The organism is Persicirhabdus sediminis (assembly GCF_016595495.1).
In the GTDB taxonomy this organism is placed as follows: domain Bacteria; phylum Verrucomicrobiota; class Verrucomicrobiia; order Verrucomicrobiales; family Akkermansiaceae; genus Persicirhabdus; species Persicirhabdus sediminis.
In genome coordinates this window covers 461,116-482,835 of record NZ_JAENIM010000039.1, presented here as the reverse complement: position 1 = coordinate 482,835, position 21,720 = coordinate 461,116, and the positions used below count along the sequence as shown (strand labels likewise).

Below are 21,720 nucleotides of genomic sequence, written 5' to 3'. Positions count from 1 at the left end.
TTGAAAACGCCCAATTTACCCCCAAAGATTATAAGCAACGCGCCAATCACCAGCGCATTGTCAGCTAGTTGCGCATAGCTAATCATTTCAGCTGACGCAAGCTGCGCCAGCTAGATGAGCAAACAAATCACAAGTTAACCGCGCGCTTCGCCTTCAGCGACATCTTGCGAGTTTTGTGCTTTAACTTCCTCATTAGGCCTAACGACTTCAGCCAAAATCTGCCTTTCCTCGTGATCGTGCTCTTTGTCTTTCCCCTTGCTAATAGCCACACCTAACCAGCGCAGCTCGTAGCTGTTATCAACCGCTACTTTGAGCAACATGGTGAGCGGCACGGAAAGAAGCATGCCAACTGGCCCCCAAACCCAGCCCCAGAAGAGCACGGAGATAACAATCACCACAGTGGACAAACCAAAGCGTTTGCCGAGCAGAGCTGGCTCGACAAAGTTGCCGAGAAACCCGTTGATGGCAATATATCCAGCCGCCATGATCAGCGCGGTTTTGCCATCGTGCATCAGCAGCGCAATCAACACTGGCGGAATGCCTGCAATGACAGAACCAACAGCTGGGATGTAATTCAATCCAAAGGCTAGGATTCCCCATAAAAATGGAAACTCAACGCCAACACCCCAACATAACAGACCAGCAAGAATACCCGTGGCCAAGCTAACTAAAGTTTTAATCCCTAGGTATTTCTGAATATCCTTTGTCGCGGTGAGCATGCTCTGCAAGTTAGGTCCTCTAGCTTCGAAGATAGCCTGAAAACGACGACCAAACATGCGCGCCTCATTGAGCATGAAGATCAGCAAAATGAAGATCACAAAACTGGTGCTAAGCAACTTGGTCAGCAAACCACCAGCCGCAGTGAAAACACCTAACGAAGTCACCGGATCTACCATCTCCAACAAGGTGTCCGGTTTGAAAAATTTCTCAAAATCAGCACGGACATTTTCCACCCCCAGCTCTTCTAGCTGGTCAGCCCATTGCATCACCACCTGGTACATGCGCTGGCTGTAACTGTCCATACGTGAGGCTTCCGCTAGATCCGTTGCTAAAATGGCACTAATAACGACGATTCCAGCTAGAAAGGCAAAGTCGACAATCACGGTAATCAGAACCGCCAAAAATAATGGGCACTTGCGATCGCGCAAAAATGCCGTGATAGGAAAACTAACGGACGCAATGAAGAACGCTAACAAAAGTGGCACAAAAAAACTCGAAGCTGCCTTAAGCCCAGCTACGACAATGACCACGGCTGCCATTGCAATTAAAACTCTACTCGCGTCTGCGCTCTTAACAGTTGTCGACATAATCTAATTTCGCCCGCAGTGCCTGTATGACACTACCTGCATTAATATAGACACGGCTTTGCAAACAAGCAATGCCTATGAGTGGCTTCAGCTAAAATAGCTATTACAACTGCTAGGACTTGCATGCCCATCAAATTCTCACTATACGAGTGATATGAAATCACACCAGGTTCTTAAAGAAGCATTTGATAACTCTAGCCCTAAGTTAGTGGCATCTGAGTTAGGCGTCTCATTATCACTTGTTTACAAATGGGCTCAGGAACAATCTGAGCTGGGATCTGGCAGCCGCAACCCGCTAGATCGCGTGGTGGAAATCTACAATCACACCAGCCACGAAGGCATCATCGAATGGCTGTGCGAACAATGTGACGGCTACTACGTTCCCAACCCAGACCACCAAAAACCTAACGACCTAGCTGTTCTGCCAGCGGCTAACGAGATCATTGCGCAATTTTCTCACATGCTAACACAAATTGCTCACGCCGCCAAAGACCACTCCATCGACCCAGACGAAGCGCAAGACATTCGCCAATGCTGGGACCAGCTAAAAGGTGTGGCGGAAGGATTTGTGCGCTGCTGTGAGCAAGGAGATTTTGAAAAAATGGGCACGCTGGTTAAAGATCAAGCTCAGCTCTAGCGCTCAGTAGCGGCTTTGCGAAACTAGGGATTTTCACCCAGCCCTAGACAAAACCCAGATCTTGGGCTATGCCGAAATTCCAAACTCAAGCACCACCCAGCTACTTAATCACACTATGACTCCAGGCCAATACAAGTTCGTCCGCAACCAGCTCTTTAGATTCGATGCCGAGGACGTGCATCATTTCTCACTCAAATGGCTTCGATTCCTAGAAGAAATCAGCCTGCTTGGTGCGGTAGCTGGAAAAGCTCCTAAGGCTGAGCCTGTAGAATGCATGGGATTAACATTCCCTAACCCAGTGGGCCTAGCAGCTGGACTGGACAAAGAAGGCACCACTATTGATGCCCTCGGTCGCCTCGGCTTTGGTTTTGTAGAAATGGGCACCATCACGCCACGCCCGCAGCCAGGAAACCCACTGCCAAGACTATTTCGCATCATCGAAAATGAAGCCATCATCAACCGCATGGGCTTCAACAATGTGGGCATTCAGCAAGGCGTACACAACGTCGAGCAGTCAAAATCATTCACTGGAATCAAGGGCTTCAACATTGGCAAAAATAAGGACACCCCTAATGACAATGCCATCGACGACTACCTCATCTGCCTGCGCGAAGCGTGGCAAGTAGCTGACTACATTGCCGTCAACCTTTCCTCTCCAAATACCCCTGGCCTGCGCGACCTGCAAGCCGCCGATTCCACAGCCAAGCTCATTGCGACGCTGAAAAAAGAGCAAGCCAAGCTGGCCAAAGAGACTGGTAAATATTGCCCAATCGCACTCAAAGTCGCTCCGGATCTCGAGCCACAACACATCGAAGATCTCGCCAAAGTATTCCTCGATGAAGGGCTCGACGGCCTCATCGCCACCAATACGACCATCAGCCGCGAAGCCGTCAAAGGCAAACCACATGCGAATGAAGCTGGCGGCCTCTCTGGCGCACCAGTCACTCAGAAATCCACCGAAGTGATCAAGGCATTCCACTCCCACCTTGGCGAGCAGATCCCAATCATCGGCGTGGGCGGCATCATGTCAGCCGACGATGCTAAAGATAAATTTGCGGCGGGCGCCAAGCTTGTGCAGCTTTACACTGGCTTCATCTACCACGGCCCACCACTCGTTCACGACATCCTCAAGTCGCTGAAGTAATCCATTTTCTCAATAATTTCAGCCAGCTGGAAATCCCATCCAGCTGGCTGATTTTGTTTTAAAGCTAAATCCCCAGACTCAACTGAGCCACCGGGCTAAATGAATGCCGGTGAATCGGACACGGTCCATGTTTATCCAGCGCAGCGCGGTGCTGCTTGGTGCCGTATCCTTTGTGTTTTTCAAATCCGTACTCAGGGTAAAGCTCAGCATACTCGAGCATCTTGCGATCGCGGGAAACTTTAGCAATGATACTCGCCGCAGCGATAGACAAGCTCTTCGAGTCCCCTTTGACAATCCCCTCGTGCTCGTAGGGAAATGCGGGAACAGGCAAGCCGTCGATCAGGCAATAATCCACCTGCGCAGCCAAACCATCAACCGCGCGCGCCATTGCAGCATGAGTCGCCTTGAGGATGTTGATTTCATCAATCTCAGCTGGCTCGGCAAATGACAGCGACCAAATGATGCGCTCGTCAGCCATGATTTCGTCATACAGAAGCTCGCGCTTTTTTTCGCTGAGTTTTTTGGAGTCATCCAGCAGGTCATTTTTGTAGCCAGCTGGCAAAATCACCGCAGCCGCTGAAACCGGCCCAGCTAGCGGACCACGGCCCGCTTCATCCACACCAGCAACAGACTTATATCCAGCTGACTGGCATTTTTTTTCGTAACTTAAATCAGGCATCTTAAAATTGGCTACGTGTTGATACACGCAGCCAACCTCAAGTCGAATGAATTCGCCTCAGTCAGGCGATTCTAATTATTGCACATTTGGGTTGAGACTACGGCCACGTGGGCGCGGCGCCGAAGTAAACATCTGCACCGCAAAAACGTAACCCTCGTCGTCGATGTCAACACCAATGCCAGTATAATAATAGTCGTCCATCATTTGCTCACGCTGACGTTTATTCCTCACCCAGCCATCAAAGATGCCCTGCGCGATGTCACCTTTCAACCTCCAGCCAGCAATGACATTTTCAGAAACAGTCTCCACTCGCAGCTGCTGGGTGGCGTAATAACTGCGGCTGTGCGATCCATAATTATGCAGCTGGCTCACGCGCCCCTCAGAGCGGAATTTGGCGCGATTCTCCATCATCCACTTGGTATGCTTGCGCGACTGATTATTCAGCGTGCCATTAGGTTTTAGTTTATTCAGCCCAGCAGCTTGGCGTTTGGCATTCACCATGCCAAAGAGCTCGTTGGCAATGGCGGCCTCTTTGCTGGATGGCGGATCTGCCGTTACGGACCCCGAGCAGGAGCTCATAATTAGCGCGCCCATTGTTACCGCGATGAGGGACGCCCATGATTTCATTGTTTGTGTATTCATATGTAAAAGGATAAACCTACCATACCAGCGCCTATCTCGCAGATAAAAGAAGATAATATTCTAGCTCAGATAAGTCAGGAAAATCGAATCAATTAAATTTCCCCTACATCCTCAACATCGCGGACAACAAACAAAAAAATGCCTCCTGCAGCGAAGCAGAAGGCGAAATAATATTTCTAGCTGGAGAGATTAGCGCTGGTTAAATCGTGACATCTCACGCTGCGCTTCGCGCAACTCAGTGCGCGCTTTCAGGTCGTGACGCTGGTCACTGTGGGTTTTTCCTTTACCCACACCTACCTTCACTTTGACGTGACGGCCACTCCAGTACATTTGCAGACACGGCAGCGTACAGCCTTTTTGCGCCTGCTCTTGGTCGAGCTTGAGAATCTCTTTTTTGTGCAACAGCAAACGACGCGGACGCGTCACGGCGTGCTGAAACCACTCACCCGCAGTTTCCCACGGCTGAATATGACAACCATACAAAAATGCCTGGCCGCGCTCAATGCGCACAAAAGAATCCGCGATGTTTACTTTACCAGCGCGGATTGACTTCACCTCAGTTCCTTTCAGCTCGATGCCACACTCGTAAGTGTCGCCGATATGGTAATCACGACGCGCCTTGCGGTTTGTCGATATTTCAGAACTCATGGTGGATTAATTTAGAATCACGAAAAGAAAGCCAATGAGCTTACTTCTTCTCGGCAATCTTGATCTTACCTTCAATAATCTCAGTGAGAGCAATGTCAGCTGCTCCCATGCTAGGCAAGGTATCAATCAATGGTGAACGACCAGAATTAAGCTGGGCTACACGCTTCGATACGAGATTTACGAGAATCTGTGGATCTTCGATCACTTCAGCTGCTTTTTCGACAAGATGACTTTTCATGGATGTGGCTGGATATTCGGGAGCTGGCTCTGGCTGCTCAAAAGGAATCACGTTTGAGGGTTCAGAGTTGGCGTCCATACAATCAATATAATGAAAATTTTATAACCCGAAGTAACTTTCGGGTCGCGCAGAAAGATCATAATCTCAACCAACAATCAAGTCCAATCTTTCTTTGAAGTATATATATTCCGACGCTTGACCAAACAAAAACTCAAAAAACACGGAAATTCGATGATAATTTGCGTACAAAGCTTGCATCTGGGAAGAATCTCCTTAGTGTCCCCCGTCGCAGCTATGAAAGCCATTCTCGCTCTAGAAGACGGACGTACATTTGAAGGTGAATCCTTTGGACACACAGGTACCACAACAGGCGAAGCCTGTTTCAATACCTCCATGACAGGATATCAAGAAGTTATCACCGACCCATCCTATCGTGGCCAAATCGTCACCATGACTTACCCATTGATTGGTAACTACGGCATCGCTCCAGAAGATAGCGAGTCCAAAGGGCCACACGTAAGAGGATTTGTAATCGGTGAACTTTGTAAACGCGCATCCAACTGGCGCTCAAACCAAGCTCTCGAGGATTACTTCGCTGAGCACAACATCATCGGTATCGAAGGCATCGATACACGTGCACTTACCAAACACCTGCGATCAGCTGGTGCCATGCGCGCATGCCTCACCACCGAGCTTAGCACTGAAGAAGCCATCAAGGCCGCTCAAGATGCGCCAAGCATGGAAGGATCTGACTTTGTAAAAGAAGTCTCCACCGAAGACGGCTACCTCTGGGAAGAAGAATCACGTCAGTGGACCATTCCTAATGCCAGCACCGGCCAAGTAGGCAACTACATCGAACTTCCTCCTGTGCGCCACAAAATCGTCGCTTACGACTTTGGGGTAAAACACAACATCCTGCGCTCACTGCGTCAGAATGGCTTTGAAGTTGAAGTGGTAAATTCACGCACCTCAGCAGAAGACGTACTAGCAAAAAATCCTGACGGCATCTTCCTATCCAACGGACCAGGAGATCCAGCAGCGCTCGACTACATCCACGCTGAAGTCAAAAAACTCATCGGCAAGAAGCCAATCTTTGGCATCTGCCTCGGTCACCAAATTCTTACTCACGCATTTGGCGGCAAAACATTCAAACTCAAATTTGGTCACCGCGGCGGCAACCAGCCAGTTAAGGACCTCCGCACCGGCAGAATTTCCATCACGTCACAGAACCATGGATTTGCTACCGACCAAGAGACACTTCCCGAAGACATTGAGGTTACTCATATCAACCTCAACGACAATACCTGCGAAGGCATTCGCCATAAGAAGTACCCTATCTTCAGCGTGCAGTATCACCCGGAGGCAGCTCCAGGACCTAATGATGCCGCCTACTTCTTTAAGGAATTCGCAGATCTCATCGACGCAACGAAGGCGCAAACTAACGCCTAAGCTTAACTAGACACCAACTTCATGAATACCATTATTTGCGGCCTCCAGTGGGGAGACGAAGGAAAAGGAAAGATTGTTGATTATCTCACCGAACACGCCGACATCGTCGCCCGTGGTCAAGGTGGCAACAACGCCGGCCACACCGTCATCGCACACGGCACAAAATACATCCTCCACCTCATCCCATCCGGAATTCTCTGGGAAGGGAAAGAATGCATCATCGGCAACGGCGTCGTCATGGACCCGATCGGCCTCTGCAAGGAGATCACCAACATCGAAGAGCAAGGCGTTTCCGTAACTGCTGACAAGCTCAAGATTTCTGACCGCGCTCACATCGTGCTGCCATACCACCGCGAACTCGACGCAGCTCGCGAAGCCGCTCTGGGTTCTAAGAAAATCGGCACCACCAAACGTGGCATCGGCCCAACATACGCTGACAAAGCAAACCGCTGCGGCATCCGTATGGCTGACCTACTTGATGACTCAACTATCCTTGAGCGCATCGAAACTCGCCTCGTTGACGCTAACGCGACACTCAGCAAAGTTGGCCTGCCAACTTTCGACGCGCAAGAAGTTCTCGACGAAGTTCGCCCAGCTATTGAGCGCCTTCGCCCACACGTCACCAATACCATTCCAATGCTGCACGCAGCTTGGAAGGCAGACAAAACCATCCTCTTTGAAGGCGCCCAAGGCAGCTTCCTCGACGTTGATTTTGGCACCTACCCATTCGTGACATCATCAAACACCACAGCAGGTGGCGCATGCACAGGCTCAGGCCTTCCACCACACGCCGTTCAGCGTGTAGTTGGCGTATGTAAAGCATACACCACACGTGTTGGCTCAGGTCCATTCATCACTGAAAACGATGACATCTCAGACTACTTCCACGCCAAAGGCATGGAGTTTGGCGCCACTACCGGTCGCCCACGTCGCTGCGGATGGCTCGACACCGTGCTCGTGCGCTTTGCATGCATGGTAAACGGTGTGACTGATCTCGCTGTGACCATTCTTGATGGCCTCGATGATCGCGAAGACATCGACATCTGTGTAGCTTACGAAATCGATGGCGAGCGCCACGAATTCCCACCAGCTAACCGTGAAGCATGGGACAGAGCTGTACCTATCTACGAAACCGTTAAAGGATGGCAGGCTGACACTACTCAGTGCCGCACATTTGACGAGCTTCCTGCTAACGCACAAGCCTACCTCAACCGTATCGGTGAACTCTGCGGAGCTCCTGTGAAATACGTTGGTGTTGGCCCTGATCGCGAGCAGACAATTTTCGTCTAGCATCTAGCGAAACTAACTTCTAATGACCTCAGCTGCTTGCAGCTGGGGTCATTTTTTTGGTCGTTTAGGTTAAACGAATCAGCAACAGGTTAACAAATGCTAACACTCTGATAGATTGTTACATTTATAACACATACTAGCTATTGACAAAATTGACACAACAATAGATAGATCTGGTCCAACATTTGCTTCATTGCATTGTAACTAACCCTCCCTAAGCCTCTTGGCTATTAGCCTAACCTATCCATACTATGGCCGCTAAAAAAACGACAAAAAAATCCGCAAAAAAAGCTGCGAAAAAAACCACCAAAAAAGTAGCCGCTAAAAAAGCTACTAAAAAATCAACTGCTAAAAAAGCCGCTAAGAAGGTGGCCAAAAAAGCCGCTAAAAAAGCGACTACTCCAGCAGCTACAGTATCAAGCACCCCAAGCCACGAGGAAATCTCCCAACAAGCCTACCTTATCTACCTCGAGCGCACGAGCTCGGGCCGCGAGGGCAACCAACACACCGACTGGCAGGAGGCCATTAAAGCGCTCAGCTAATCAGCTAGCAAAACTCATAAACCAAACAATAATTAACCACCGCTCATACCAGAGTGGTGGTTTTTTGTTAGCTAGCTATTAGACCATTAGGGCATAAAAAACCTCGGCCGCCCAATGGACGACCGAGGAAACCAATAAATGAAAACGTAAGACCAGAACTTAATAAAAAGTACCTGAATCTCATATTCACACTCGGTCGATTAGACCGACATCTCTAATAGGCATTAGCACAATAACCTGCCAGAGACATGTGATTGATACCCTCACTAGCCGGCAAAAGCAAGTCGATTTACACGTAAGTTTCAATTACGAATCACTTTATCGATAAATCTTGTCAATAGCGTGCTTAATTATCAAAAAGCCATCAATTAGGTCAAAAAAATAGGGGGGTTCAAGTTAATGAACTCCCCTACCCTTATGGTATGAGCAAGCGCTTACTTGCTCGTCAAGCACACACGATGAAGTGCGGCAACTCTGCTTACTAACTCACCTTTACCGGCGAGTTATCACTTACAACACTACCTAGCATCACATCGTAATCGATGGCGGCCAGAGCACTTAATTTGTTGTTATTCATAATATCGTTTCCTTTCTATCTGCAGAAATCTCACCTTGAGATCTCTTTTCTTCTTGTCGCAAGTTTTCCCTCGCTGATTCACAGCACGGATCATTGCGATCACATAACTAATTAGAGCTTATTCTCCAATCAGACAACAAACAGGTAGTAACGTTTACGTCACATTGAACTACCCGCGATATGGGAGATCACCTGAAAGTTCATAATCATACGAATGATGAACTCAACGTCTTTCAAGCAACCTTCATGCCAACTCAGCATGATTGCGCTGCAGTTCCCAAAACATGAAATCCCTTAGCCTTCGGGATGTGAGAAAGATCATCATCTCTAGATCGTCCAGCGAGTCAAGAGAATATCATACATTAGTTTTTAATTGCAGCTGGCTAGATGACTTATGCTCAATGCAGCTGCGTCACCTCATACTGCTAGCCAGCCGCTATGATGGTTTATTTGAGCGCCTCGAGGATCAAATCCAAGTGCTTAGCTGGAGAAACTTTACGGAACTCATGGGTCAGCTTGCCATCAGCATCGATGATAAATGTGCTGCGCTCGATTCCCCAGAATTTCTTACCGTACATGGATTTCTCCTTCCACACGGCGTAAGCGTCGATGATCTCGCGTTCGACATCCACCAGCAATGGATATGGCAATGATTGTTTTTCGATGAATTTTTTATGACTCAGCTCGTCATCTGCGCTGATGCCAAAGACATGTGCCAAGCCATCCAGCTGGCTCCAGTTGTCGCGCATCGCGCAGGCTTGCTTGGTGCAGCCAGGAGTATTATCTCTAGGGTAAAATACTAAGACGATTGGTTTGCCAGCTAGCTCGCTAGAATTGACTTCGGCTCCGTCACCATACGCGCCCCCCACAGCACGAGCGGAAAATGTGGGTGCTTGATTTCCAATTTCAGGTTTCATGTGGCGGCAAGATATCAGGCGACCAAGCATTGCCAATGCTACAATGGCCAATCACTGAGAAAAAATAACAATCAGCTAGGCTAAGAAATTTTGCTTTGCACAGCTAGCCAGCATCACTAACTTGCAGTCATCCCCCTGAGCTTTCCCACACACCCAACATCATGACCACAGCCACAAAAATCACATTTGCTAGGCTAGCCTTGGTGCCGGTGTTTGCCGCCTTTGCCATCGCCTATAGTCTATCGGTGACCAGCAGCCAGCCAGCTGAAATTTGGCGCTACCTCGCCATGGCCACCTTCATCACCGCTGCGCTTGGCGACGGACTCGACGGCTACATCGCACGAAAATTCAACCAGCGCAGCAAACTCGGCGCCTTCATGGACCCGCTGGCTGACAAGACCTTGCTACTCACAGGCGTGGTGGTTTTGACCTTTTTCCCGTGGGGCCGTGACGAATGGAACATCCCGCTGTGGTTTCTCGCCATCATCGTTGGACGCGACATCATCATGATTGCCGGCATCAGCGTGCTGAAAATCCTCAATGGTTACGTGCCCATGAGCCCACACTGGGTAGGCAAAGTTTGCACGGTGACGCAGATGTTTCTGCTCGCCTGGGTGATGCTAAAAATCATCCCCATCTCACCCATCTACCCCGCACTGCTGGCCGCATTTTTCACCCTCGTCTCTGGTGTGATTTATGTAAAAATGGGTATCCAGATGCGCCCGAAAGCAAAATAATTTCCCGCGATTCATCATTTCTTTGCGGATTGGCTTGAATATTACACATTAATAAGAGACACCGCCTTTAGGCGACCTCTATGAATACACGTGATGGTTGCAGAAAATGAATACCTGCCGAGCTGGCAGATGCCATCTGGCAATAGACATGACCAACGCAAATTGGCATGCAGGCTGTACGCCTTATCCCTTTTCTGCCATTACTTCAGTTTGGCCGCAGATCATTGGAATACAAAGTCACCACAAACTTCCAGCCATTGCGGAATTTGTCGTGGTCAAAATAAGTAGCAACTCATCTCATCATGCCTGAAATCGCCATCGTAGGCCGACCAAATGTCGGCAAATCAGCTTTATTTAACCGCCTAGTCGGTCGTCGCATAGCTATTGTTCACGACATGCCGGGCGTGACACGCGACCGCATCGCCGCACCATCACAGCTGACCAAGACAGCCTGCACCATCGTTGATACAGGAGGTATTGGCGCCATGCTCGATGATGGATTTGGCGCGCAAGTCACCACCGAGGCTGATATTGCCATGAGCACTGCCGACCTCATTTTGTTTGTTGTCGACGCTCAAGATGGCCTCACCACCATCGACCAATCACTAGCTCAGCGCATGCGCAAAGCCAAAGGCAAGGTGCAGCTCATCGTCAACAAAGCTGACAATGCCGAGGCTGATGCCGTTATTGGTGACTTTGCCCGCATGGGATTTGGCGCAGGCCTGCCCGTCTCCGCCGCTCACGGCAAAGGCATGCAACAGCTCGCTGACACCATCGACGGCCATGTTGCCCACCTCGAGCAAGAGCGTGAAGATGCAGAAGAAAAAGTTTCCCGCGAAGGATTGAAAATTGCCATCATCGGACGCCCGAATGCCGGCAAATCATCACTCACCAATGCCATCCTCAAAGATGACCGCACCATCGTTTCCGAAGTAGCTGGAACGACTCGCGACTCCATCGATATCCCATACGAGCGCCTTGGCGAACAACACACCATCATTGATACAGCTGGCATCCGCCGCCGCACCAAGATGGATTCATCGGTTGAAGTTTTCTCATCCATGCGTGCAGAGCGCTCGATTCGCCGTGCAGACATCTGCCTGCTGGTCATCGACGTCGCCGCTGGCGTGACCGCTCAGGACCGTAAAATTGCCCGCATGGTTCTCGCTGAGAAAAAACCATGTGTCATCGTGCTCAACAAATTTGACCTCTACCATCCGGATGGCAACCGCTCAGCACGACTTGAAGAAGCCGAAGAACACGTTCGCAAAGAGCTCTTTTTCCTCGCCTACGCACCATTTGTTGCGGTTTCTGCAAAAAATCGCCAATCCGTTGGCCTCGTTTTTGAACAAATCACCTACATCCGCAAGCAGGCGCAAAACGTCATCGGCACCGGTCAGCTGAACCGACTGCTGCAAGACTCCATGCAAAAGTACCCGCCTCAAGCAAAGAAGGGTCAGAAGCGCATGAAGCTGCTCTACGCCACCACAGCCGTCAACGATCACTACACAGCCATCCCAGTACCTACCTACGTGCTGTTTGTTAATGATAAGCGACTGCTGGCTGAAAGCTACGAGCAATACCTCGCCAACCGCATTCGCGAGCACTTCGACACACCAGGCGTGCCCGTCACATTCTCCGTGCGCTCACGTAACAACAAACCTAGCCGCTAAAAGCTCGGATAATATTTCATTCAACAAAAAAGCCCACTCAGACAGTGGGCTTTTTTTGTCGCTAAATTTTCCACTCAGCTGGGAATGACTTCCCAGCTGCAGGCAAGCAATGACTCACCTGATCGCCGCCTCGCTAATTCAGCGGCGGCAAAGTTTTATTTTTGGGCACCTCCATTAGGTCAGATTCAAGACCAAATGCCCCCTGGCCAAAGGCACTTGAATCGATGGCCACTGGTGCCATCGCCTTGGGCGGTCCCGCCACCACTGGCTCAGGGCGCCCCACCGGTGCGGCTGGTGCACTTGGTGCCACTGGAGCGGCTGGATCAGTCAGAGCCACTGGTGCTGCAGCCACTTTCTCAGCTGGCGACGCCTTCATCGGTCGGCTAGCTGGTGCAGCCACTTTCTCAGCTTTTGCAGCCACTTGTCGGCTAGCTGGTAGATCCGCTTCATCGGCATCTTCGCTGGCACCAAGCTCAATCAATGACAAACGCGCCACTTCCACAGCAGCATCATAACTGCCCGCAAAATCTGGCTGGAAACATAACACCATCGCATTGTCTGATAAAAAGACCACTAACAAGGTGTTCGTTTGGAAATTTAAAAGCAGATGATTCAACTTGCGATCAACTGTGCGGCACGACGATAACATTTCAAAAATGCATTCCGCCGCCAGTTGCACACCATCATCAGACTTGATACAGGTACATTCTAACACCTCATCTGCACGCTGAATCCAGCCGCTGCATGCTCCGCTCTTCTCACAGGCTTCAGAAATGACCGCCGCGATCTGAAAATCAAACTCCCAATTTTCCTTACTCATCAATTTCTACTAGCTCAGACTTTTCAATGCTTGATCCAAAGGCTTACTTTTACCTGAAATAAAACCGCTATACTCACGCTCAGTCTTTTCCACAGTAACATCTCCAAAGTCGACGGCTACCGTATGATCCGACTCAATCAACAGGGCTGTTTTTACATCACCCAAACTTAAAGCATCCTCTAACTTATTGGTGTAATATCGAACAAATTGAGCTTCCGCGCGAAAAGCCTCATTGGCCCGCACCGTCGCTTTACTAACAACATTCTCGTCTATACGTTCAATTGCCTGCATGATCATTTGCCATATTCAGAATGGGTAAATCCACCATCATTCACACCACTCGGAAAATAGTATGACAGGCTCACCCAAAGCTCGCACTTTCATACTCTTGTGGCCACTGCATACAAGTCTGGAAAATCTAATCTCACGTCGTAATTTCTTGATAGACCCGTAAATATAGCAGGGACAACCATCTAGCGCGTAAACAATTGTTCGGCTGATATTACAACTATTTGTGTAACGCCACATATCAACCACCAGAGCTTGTGTAAGAACGCACAAAAGCTAACACATAACACCGATAAACCAAAGCCACCAGATGGATTGAGGGCGACTCATCATACACACAAAAATTCACTCGACCCGCCAGCTAATTGCCCCAATCATCCTTACACATGCAGCACACCACCATCTCCCAGCTCAGTTTCTCAGCCATCGATTTCGAGTCAGCTGGCGCCAGCAAAGGCAAAACCGACCAACCCGTGCAAGTAGGCATGGCGCAGTGGTCGCTATCAGCTGGCCACAACCAGCCATTTGTCTCATTCATCAAATGCGAGCAGGAGATAAAATGGTCCGCACAGAAAGTTCACGGCATCACCACAGACGACCTGCTAGATGCCCCCGCCATGATGATGCTCTGGCCAAAATTTAAAAGCTATCTGGCTCACCAGCCAGTAGTGGCACACGGCCACGGCACCGAAAAACGTTTTCTCCACGCCTTTCCCATGCACGGGTTTGGCCCGTGGATTGATACCCTGCAGCTGGCTCGCGCCGCCTGGCCCGAGCTAGAGTCACACGCCCTAGGCGACATCTGCGACCACTTCAAACTGAGCGAAAAAGTCGACCAACTATGCCCTAACCGCCAATGGCACGACGCGCTCTACGACGCCATCGCATCATTGGTTATTTTAGAATTTCTCATCGCCGAATTTGACCTAGCCGACAGCGAGCTCGGTTTGCTCATGTTTCCCGATACGCGCAGCTGGCACCAGCTCAGGGCTTAGACATTTTCTATCACCCAAATCCATGCCAACCAGCTAGCTGGAGAATTCGCCAATCTCATCAGCCACCTGACTAGTAAGATGCGCTGGCAAGCCAGCTTGCTGGGCAAACTCTGGCCAGCTGCGCACCACTTCTTGAACTTCATCTATCACATCGCCCGCTCGCCTTACCCCCTGCTCACCAGCCAGCTTGATCAAATCACCGCGTGACAGGTCACACCTCTTACCATTCACCGCCGCCGCGCGCACACCAGAAACCAGTGGGTTAGTCGCACGCGTTAGATCGTAAGCAGGGCTAAGCTTCCAGCTACCATCGGCCTCCATGATAAAGGCATGGTTTTTTCCATGGTCGTCATCATTGCCAGCCAGCATATTAAAAACTGCTCGGCGAAATAACTTTTCCACATCGCGCTCGTCGCGTGTTAGCCCTCTAGCTAGATCCATCAAATCCGAGTAATCCAAGCCGTCGCGCACCGCCGTATGCATCAGGCCAGAATAGCTGTGCAGATGGCGGCGACCGCCCGCCCCCCAGTCAAAACGTTGAGTCAAAAAGTGCGCTCTACCATCGCTAGTTTCTAGCAGACTACACGGCGCCATATCAATTCCCGCGGCACGCGCCATCATGGCATAGGCAAATTCCTCACGACCCAAACCGAGCTCGTCGTCGAGATCAAACTTCAACAAATACGGCACAAATCCAGCTTCTAATGAATCACCCAAAGCGTGAACTTCCAGATGCCCATCGATGCGCTCAGCTAGATCACTCTCACGCAGTGAAATCAATACCTTCGGCTGCGCGCCACCAGGAGAAATACCACCGCGCAACAAGGCTGGAGCAATGTCATCCAGCTGACCAAAAACTACCTGTTGGGCCGACTTCACCATCTCGCTAACATCTACCGTTAGTGAGCTGCGAAATGAATCATCCGCCAAACTAGGCTCGTAACTCAGCGCACCAATACTGCGCGCTCCCTGACAGGCCAATTTCTGCAATGCTGTCACTCGCCGCCACGGAATGCCAGCCAGCTCAAATTTCCGCCGCATCAGCTGCTCGCCCCACCAATCAGGCAAACTATCTGCAAACAAACCATGCAAGGGGCTAAAGCCAGCATGCTTTGTTGTCACCGCAAAATTCGTGGCGTTAGGCAAATGCACCGGCGACAACTCTCTGGCACCCTCGCGCCAATCGACCGCATATTCAAAATAGATCTGGCCAGTCGCTGTTTCCAACAACTCGCCAACTAATTGATGCTCGCCAGCACCGCAGTAATAAACATCCAGTCTCATTATACTTCTCTTGGTTTTCTTCGCGGAGCACGTTGGCCCTGTGAGCGCTCCACCGCCTGCAAATCCTTAAATACAGGATCTGCCTGAAATAAATTCGCCAACTCAACATCCAAATCCAGCACCATCGCCACCTTCAGCAATCGCTGCAAGGACCCCATGCCCTTGCTTTCTAGCAGCTTTAATGTCGACAAACTCAAACCCGCTCGCTCAGCTAGCTCAACCTGGGTCAAGCCACGAGCCAAACGATGAATACGCAATCGTTCACCCAGCTGGCGCAAAACCTTATCTGGGTTTTTGAAGGTAAAGGGTGGTATATTAGCCATAATTGTCAAAGTAACGCATTATGGACAAAATACCATCTATTAATTCACAATTCATGCACCACTCGCCCAGCCAGCTAAAAATGACCAGCTGGAGGTGAAAATTTCACACTGTCAACAATACAAACAAACTTTAATAGTTATTATTTTAGCTAATTAGGTCAATTAAGCGACATTTAGCTAAAATACCAACTATTAAGAAATCATAAAAAAGCGACTCATCCAGCTGGAAAAGTCGCTTCTCATGCCATCGCCAGAGCGGCGACGTCAGTAAATTAAAAACTCTTAGTGAGGCCGAGATTCAGGCGCCAATCGTTTTTCGGGCTGGTATAACGACCGTGGCGATAGGTTTCCAAATCAACATTGAAATTCTTTTGGAATCCACATGTCCACATGAAGGTTTGGGTAATATTTCCGCCAGTATTGATCTCTAATGTAGTTGCTGTTTCGCCGCTCAGATTGCCGGTGAAAAATGACTTAAAGCGCGGAACCACCTCAACGTAACCACCCTGCCACATCTGGTAAGGACGGAAAATCAAACTTGGTGCAATATCAAAACCTAAGCCGTTGTGTCGTGCAAAATCTTTATCCCATGAACTCGTTAGACCGAGCCCCATGTAGGCAGAAACGCCATCAGCCATGCCAAATCCAGGGATCATGCTGAAGCTCAAAACATTCTGACCACCAGTACCGCGCACGCGTCCAGCTAGATCTAACTCGAATGCCGACGCTAACCCCTGATAGCCTTCGCTCATGTACGTATCCATGCCAAAATCATGGATCCAGCTGAAATGCGTTGTAGTCAGACCTGAGTCCGTTTTCCCTCTAGCATTGCCGTCGTGCCAGCCGTAACCAAAGTCGAAATTCAGCACATCGTTAGGGCTAGCAGTCAGCCCCCAATTCATACGCATCTCGGTCATCGCCTCACCTTGTTTGAAGTCACGATAGCCAAGCGTCGCCGAAATTTGGCTGCCTGTACTTGCTGGGTTTGAAGGATCGTAGTTAGCCAAGGCGCCAGATGTGGTCACCACGCCTACTAGCAGCATGCTTGCTGCAAAACGGTACTCGTTAAATTGCATGAAGATTAAATAATTCAGATTCTGGAATCATCAAATAATATTAACAATCCATTTAAAGACAGCTGTTTATATCATCATTCCTGCCGCGCAATAGCTGACCGATTAAGCCAACAGCTGCTTTTGTAGCCACTTAGCGGTGTCTAGCAAGCTAGGTCCTTCTTGAATCACATTCTGGCCACAATCGACAATAGAGTGAATCACCTTAATCTCTGGCGACCAGCCACGCTGGCGGCTCAGCTCTTCACCATTCACCACAAATTCGGGTTCATAAAAACAAATATAAACGTCCGGATTGAGCGCCGCAATCTCATCGTAATCAGTGCGCATGTAAGCCTCCGCTCGATCCGCGTAGATAGAAATACCGCCAGCCATTTCTACCAAATCAGAAATAAAACTCAACCCACCAACAGCACGCTCGTGTTTGCCTAACCATAGCTCGACGTACACGCGTGGTTTTTCCGCTGGATGATGAAGTTTTAGCTCAGCTCGCTGGTCTAGCATCTTTGCATTGAGGTCGTTAGCCAGCTGCATCTCATCTAGCAAACCACCCAGAATGCGCTGGTTTTCTAGGATACCATAAAAACTTTGTGGCAAATTCAGCGCGTAAACTGGCAAGCCAGCCGCCGCTAACTTCATGCCAAGCTTACGTTGAATGCCCGTAGTCAAGATTACCAAATCAGGCTTCAGCGCCTTAATCTGCTCGATGTCGCAATTTAGATACTGCCCCACTACCGGCGCATCCGTCTGCACATAGCGGTCGCAATACTCAGACACTCCAACAATGCGATCTAGCAAACCCATCTTATCCATCGCCTCCGTGGCTGAAGACAATAAACTAACCACCCGCATAGGTGATTTTTCCAGCTGGAATCGATGGTCCAGGTACTCGCAATGTATCGTTCTCATAAAAAAAGTTATACCATTTGAGCAGTTAAATTGTCGTAATGGCGAACTGGGTTTTCCTTTAAGCCAAGGCGAGAGGCTGTCGTGTAGCACATCTACTCGATCACCGATAAACACAGGCCTAATGGAAAAGACAGGAGGTTTTTATAATAAACTCAGCTTATTAAACTAGCCTATTTTCACAGCCTAAAATCAAAACCATTCCGACTAGTTAACTGGGAGGTTGGTATTAAGGCTGAAAGGCTACTCTGCGTCCGGTGAGCAACCTTTCAACCTATGATTACCCGAAGGTAAAAGCTATATCAATGGACAGTCTAAACTTACCAAGTGACAGTCACGCCACCGTAAATCCCACGACCATTTCCTGAGATCACCTGATCGCCGCGTAAGTAGTTATAGCCGTGCGCAGCGTATTCGTAATCTTCGTCAAAAAGGTTCTCAACACGTGCATTAAGTGTGACGTTTTCAGTAAGCTCGTAGTTAGCATACAGGCCGACCAATGTGTAAGCACTCAAAGGGTCACTAAATCCCCAATCACGTGAACCGTAGTAATTGACAGTAAAACCAGCGCCCAGCTCATCAGTGATGACACCGTGCAGTCTAGCTGAACCTGAATTTCTCGGCTGCCCCTGAGAAGATTTTCCCGCAATATTGTTATCGAGCCATGTATATGTCAGCTGAGCCAAGATTCTATCATTGAGGAATTTGGCATTAAATGCAGCCTCAATACCATTCGCTTGCTGGCGATCACTCAGGTTTACGTACTCACTAACTGACTCGTAGGTATCGTAATCGAAATAACCATCATCCACCACAGCATCATCAATGCGTGTATCAAAGTAAGTTACTGAAGCCACATATTTTCTATCACAAAATGCCTGCTCGATACCAAAGTCCCAGCCGATGGAACTCTCCGCACTCAAGCTTCTGCCATCTTTAGCGTGAATCACTGCGTACTCACTAGGCGGCTTATAACCCGTGCCCACACTTGAGCGCACGATGGTGCCAGTTTGCTCAATCACATAAGCTCCAGCTAATCTCCAAGTGAATTCATCACCGTAAGTATCGTAATCTTCCCAGCGCAAACCACCAGTTAGACTAAGCGCGTCAGTTGCCTGCCAAACATGGTTCACGTAGCCACCAAACTGATCAGTAGCCTGCTTACCGAAGTAGGATGTCTCGTTACGGCTTCTTTCATAGACGGCACCTGCTACTGTCGTATGATTTTCGTTCCAAGTTAATGTATTATCCCAGTATGCAGCGTGACGCTGATAGTTTGAGGAGTTAGCCCCCCAGATACCTTTGTCACTGTCATGATCTTCTTTATAAAGACCAAATGTCAACTTACTGTGCCACAGCTCATTGATTTGAGCTTGGGCAAACACTGTACCTAAAACGTAATCTAATTCATTTACCTGTGACTCACCTGGCGGGGCTTCTTCAGGAATATAGTACTCACTATTTGCTCCCCTAACTGTGGCACCTAGGTGCAAGCCATTATCGCCGATGTGATCTAAGCGCAAGCTGTAGGTCGCTGCATTTGAACGCGCATCTCCGTTTGGATTATCGTTATCAGTCGTCTGATAACCAATCGCTGCATTATATGAAAGGTTTCCTTCTTGGCCTTGCGCCTGAGCCTGACCTAAAAATGAATCGAATGATCCAAGCTCAGCGCGAACTCTAGCACTTGGCTCACCTTGACCCTGACGAGTATTCACTCCAACAACACCACCGATAGCGTCAGCACCATAAAGCGCGCCTTGAGGACCACGTAAAATTTCCACATATGGCAAGTCAGCCATACCAGCCGCACTCAGGAAGTTAGAACTAAAGCCGTTAGCATCATTCAGACGCATTCCGTCGACTCTCAGCTGAGTATAGGACGTATTCGTTCCTCGCAGAAAAATGCTACTTGGTTGACCTTTAGGGCCTGAAGTAGAAGTAGAAATCACACCCGGTACAAATTGCAGGGCGTCTTGCAGTGTGCGGATTCCTTGTTCGTCGAGTTGCTCGACGTCGAGCACGGTGGTCTGGCTGCCGACTTTGGCGAGTTCCATTTCCACCTTGTTAGCCAAGATTGTTGTTTCGGCTAATACAGATTCGTTAGCAGCTTGTTCTTCGGCTAATCCAGCCATCACCATCACAGCGCTGAGGCCGAATGTGCAAACTACTCCCTTCGCTTTGCCTGAAGTAGCAAAGCCCAACTGTCCTGCACCTGATACAGGTGCGTCATTTGTTTTTATCATGTTTTGTGTCCAGTTGTCCGTAAATGCGCGGACCCTAAAACTCCATTTCACAGGCTGGATGTCTGACTTGAACGAGCTGGCTCATTCATCACAGTGGCGCTACCGTGCCAGAATTTCACTGGCTTCCCCATCTATTTCCTGCTCGTGCCACGAGCGTCCTATGAAATGTCTATCCAGCGGGTGCTGGATGACTCGGGAAGCTGAACACATTTTTTCTATTCATCAACCCTGATTTATACAGAAGCAACGCATATATTGCTCAATAAACTAACGTCTGCAGTTAGTCGTATTCCAGCTGGAAAATCACAGCCGAACTCAACGCTAACACACTAACTGTAAGCGCATAAAAGAAATGACCGCGAGGGTCTCCCCCCGCGGTCATTAGAAAAAAATCAGCTTGTTGTGATAGATTTACAAACCGCCACGCCCAGCTGGCTTAACCTCCTTAGCCTCATTGAAGCGCAGCTTGGTCATGCCGGTGACACGGTTAGTAGCTGGATCCACGGTTTCCACATGCATCTCCTTGAGCGTGTAGGCTTTGCCAACCTTCATGATAGAGTCGACTTTAAAGCGCTTTAATGGACGTCCCTTGCTATCAAAACCAACCACCTGCATCATCGCATTGTGTTTTTCATCGATCCAAATATGGCACAGCGCGTAAGCCCCTTTGCGGTCTGGATTCTGCACACTCAGCTTGTGGCACCATTGGCCTTTGATCTTATCGCGGCCTATCACTTTAGCATTTGGCCAGTAGAGAAAACGGAATGATAGATCTTCATAGGTTAGATCCGTACCAGCCACTGGCTCAGCCAGTCGTTTATCATCAAACCTCTTGGTTTTGCCAGCTTCGTCCAGCGTGAACAGCTCGGCTTTATCATCTCTGAGGCGCATGTGGAATTTGTGCCAAACTTTGTCTTCGTACTGGAACTGGATATCTTTGCCACGCATGAACAGGCTCACACGGGTATTTTTACCTTTCTTCGACAATCGCCCCTGCATGTCTTTGTCTCCCTGCAGAACGGTAGAAAGCCTAACACCATCAAGTAGCTGGTCAGCAAAAGCATCCGCCTCCGCACGAAGCGGCTGGCTCGTCAACGTCAGCCAGCCGGCTAAGGCTGAAATTACACAAATAACACGTACTAACTTCATGGGCATAAATAAACACGTCATGCTCAGTGAGACAACTAGTTTCAAAAACTTATTCACAAAATGCCGATTTTTGCTGATTTTTTAAAAACATCCTTGAGCGAAACCACATCCTGATTTCTGCTGCACTGAGCACTCGCCCACAGAGACGACGCATTC

The 21,720-nt window shown here is 49.2% G+C and carries 22 protein-coding genes and 1 riboswitch; of the genes, 8 read left to right on the top strand and 14 right to left on the bottom strand.

What is annotated here, in order from left to right:
• Nucleotides 1-134 precede the first annotated feature (134 nt).
• Complete coding sequence (locus JIN82_RS09480; RefSeq protein ID WP_234041889.1) at nt 135-1,259, bottom strand: AI-2E family transporter; 1,125 nt, start codon at nt 1,257-1,259, stop codon at nt 135-137.
• A 202-nt stretch (nt 1,260-1,461) separates the two neighbouring features.
• Here JIN82_RS09480 and JIN82_RS09475 point away from each other — a divergent pair, with 202 nt between their 5' ends.
• Together JIN82_RS09475 and JIN82_RS09470 are read left to right on the top strand one after the other, a co-directional pair.
• Complete coding sequence (locus tag JIN82_RS09475; protein WP_200311387.1) at nt 1,462-1,944, top strand: BAR domain-containing protein; 483 nt, start codon at nt 1,462-1,464, stop codon at nt 1,942-1,944.
• A 115-nt stretch (nt 1,945-2,059) separates the two neighbouring features.
• Complete coding sequence (locus tag JIN82_RS09470) at nt 2,060-3,088, top strand: quinone-dependent dihydroorotate dehydrogenase (RefSeq protein WP_200311386.1); 1,029 nt, start codon at nt 2,060-2,062, stop codon at nt 3,086-3,088.
• A gap of 64 nt (nt 3,089-3,152) precedes the next feature.
• Here JIN82_RS09470 and JIN82_RS09465 read toward each other — a convergent pair whose 3' ends face one another.
• The 4 genes from JIN82_RS09465 to JIN82_RS09450 form a co-directional block, all read right to left on the bottom strand.
• Entirely contained in the window at nt 3,153-3,767 is a 615-nt protein-coding gene (locus JIN82_RS09465) for a ribonuclease HII (RefSeq protein WP_200311385.1), read from the bottom strand.
• A gap of 75 nt (nt 3,768-3,842) precedes the next feature.
• A complete protein-coding gene (locus JIN82_RS09460) occupies nt 3,843-4,409 on the bottom strand; it encodes a CAP domain-containing protein (protein WP_200311384.1) in 567 nt (188 codons plus the stop codon).
• A 189-nt stretch (nt 4,410-4,598) separates the two neighbouring features.
• A complete protein-coding gene (smpB, locus tag JIN82_RS09455; RefSeq protein WP_200311383.1) occupies nt 4,599-5,057 on the bottom strand; it encodes an SsrA-binding protein SmpB in 459 nt (152 codons plus the stop codon).
• Nucleotides 5,058-5,097: 40 nt separating this feature from the next.
• Nucleotides 5,098-5,295 (bottom strand): DNA-directed RNA polymerase subunit omega, encoded by a 198-nt coding sequence (locus tag JIN82_RS09450; RefSeq protein WP_200311382.1) that lies wholly within the window; start codon nt 5,293-5,295, stop codon nt 5,098-5,100.
• Nucleotides 5,296-5,589: 294 nt separating this feature from the next.
• Here JIN82_RS09450 and carA point away from each other — a divergent pair, with 294 nt between their 5' ends.
• From carA to JIN82_RS09435, 3 genes are all read left to right on the top strand, one after another.
• Nucleotides 5,590-6,744 (top strand): glutamine-hydrolyzing carbamoyl-phosphate synthase small subunit, encoded by a 1,155-nt coding sequence (carA, locus tag JIN82_RS09445; protein WP_200311381.1) that lies wholly within the window; start codon nt 5,590-5,592, stop codon nt 6,742-6,744.
• 21 nt (nt 6,745-6,765) lie between these two features.
• Nucleotides 6,766-8,034: an adenylosuccinate synthase gene (locus tag JIN82_RS09440; RefSeq protein ID WP_200311380.1), complete on the top strand. Its 1,269-nt coding sequence runs from the start codon at nt 6,766-6,768 to the stop codon at nt 8,032-8,034.
• 251 nt (nt 8,035-8,285) lie between these two features.
• Complete coding sequence (locus JIN82_RS09435; RefSeq protein WP_200311379.1) at nt 8,286-8,576, top strand: hypothetical protein; 291 nt, start codon at nt 8,286-8,288, stop codon at nt 8,574-8,576.
• Nucleotides 8,577-9,599: 1,023 nt separating this feature from the next.
• Here JIN82_RS09435 and JIN82_RS09430 read toward each other — a convergent pair.
• A complete protein-coding gene (locus JIN82_RS09430) occupies nt 9,600-10,070 on the bottom strand; it encodes a peroxiredoxin (RefSeq protein WP_200311378.1) in 471 nt (156 codons plus the stop codon).
• A 161-nt stretch (nt 10,071-10,231) separates the two neighbouring features.
• On the opposite strand from JIN82_RS09430, the gene JIN82_RS09425 reads away from it, so the two are divergent.
• Nucleotides 10,232-10,807 carry a CDP-alcohol phosphatidyltransferase family protein gene (locus JIN82_RS09425; RefSeq protein WP_200311377.1) on the top strand — a complete coding sequence of 192 codons (576 nt, stop codon included), beginning with the start codon at nt 10,232-10,234 and terminating at the stop codon, nt 10,805-10,807.
• Nucleotides 10,808-11,109: 302 nt separating this feature from the next.
• Nucleotides 11,110-12,480, top strand: a complete 1,371-nt coding sequence (gene der, locus JIN82_RS09420) for a ribosome biogenesis GTPase Der (protein ID WP_200311376.1) — start codon at nt 11,110-11,112, stop codon at nt 12,478-12,480.
• A 133-nt stretch (nt 12,481-12,613) separates the two neighbouring features.
• On the opposite strand, the gene JIN82_RS09415 is transcribed toward der, so the two are convergent.
• Nucleotides 12,614-13,300, bottom strand: coding sequence for a hypothetical protein (locus tag JIN82_RS09415; RefSeq protein WP_200311375.1), 687 nt, complete (start codon nt 13,298-13,300; stop codon nt 12,614-12,616).
• A 9-nt stretch (nt 13,301-13,309) separates the two neighbouring features.
• Nucleotides 13,310-13,591 carry a hypothetical protein gene (locus JIN82_RS09410; RefSeq protein ID WP_200311374.1) on the bottom strand — a complete coding sequence of 94 codons (282 nt, stop codon included), beginning with the start codon at nt 13,589-13,591 and terminating at the stop codon, nt 13,310-13,312.
• 383 nt (nt 13,592-13,974) lie between these two features.
• Between JIN82_RS09410 and JIN82_RS09405 the strand changes: the two genes are divergently transcribed.
• A complete protein-coding gene (locus tag JIN82_RS09405) occupies nt 13,975-14,583 on the top strand; it encodes a 3'-5' exonuclease (RefSeq protein WP_200311373.1) in 609 nt (202 codons plus the stop codon).
• 33 nt (nt 14,584-14,616) lie between these two features.
• On the opposite strand, the gene JIN82_RS09400 is transcribed toward JIN82_RS09405, so the two are convergent.
• The 6 genes from JIN82_RS09400 to JIN82_RS09375 form a co-directional block, all read right to left on the bottom strand.
• The gene (locus JIN82_RS09400) at nt 14,617-15,867 is read right to left on the bottom strand and encodes a type II toxin-antitoxin system HipA family toxin (protein ID WP_200311372.1); all 1,251 of its coding nucleotides are present in this window, start codon (nt 15,865-15,867) and stop codon (nt 14,617-14,619) included.
• The gene (locus JIN82_RS09395; protein WP_200311371.1) at nt 15,867-16,190 is read right to left on the bottom strand and encodes a helix-turn-helix domain-containing protein; all 324 of its coding nucleotides are present in this window, start codon (nt 16,188-16,190) and stop codon (nt 15,867-15,869) included. The genes JIN82_RS09400 and JIN82_RS09395 overlap by 1 nt, the downstream gene beginning before the upstream one ends.
• Before the next feature lie 272 nt (nt 16,191-16,462).
• Nucleotides 16,463-17,266: a hypothetical protein gene (locus tag JIN82_RS09390; RefSeq protein ID WP_200311370.1), complete on the bottom strand. Its 804-nt coding sequence runs from the start codon at nt 17,264-17,266 to the stop codon at nt 16,463-16,465.
• Between the two features lie 102 nt (nt 17,267-17,368).
• Complete coding sequence (locus tag JIN82_RS09385; protein WP_200311369.1) at nt 17,369-18,172, bottom strand: ABC transporter substrate-binding protein; 804 nt, start codon at nt 18,170-18,172, stop codon at nt 17,369-17,371.
• A 317-nt stretch (nt 18,173-18,489) separates the two neighbouring features.
• Nucleotides 18,490-20,415, bottom strand: coding sequence for a TonB-dependent receptor plug domain-containing protein (locus JIN82_RS09380; protein ID WP_200311368.1), 1,926 nt, complete (start codon nt 20,413-20,415; stop codon nt 18,490-18,492).
• Between the two features lie 35 nt (nt 20,416-20,450).
• A riboswitch (cobalamin riboswitch) is annotated at nt 20,451-20,592 on the bottom strand.
• Nucleotides 20,593-20,826: 234 nt separating this feature from the next.
• Nucleotides 20,827-21,585 carry an outer membrane lipoprotein-sorting protein gene (locus JIN82_RS09375; protein WP_200311367.1) on the bottom strand — a complete coding sequence of 253 codons (759 nt, stop codon included), beginning with the start codon at nt 21,583-21,585 and terminating at the stop codon, nt 20,827-20,829.
• Between the last annotated feature and the right edge of the window lie 135 nt (nt 21,586-21,720).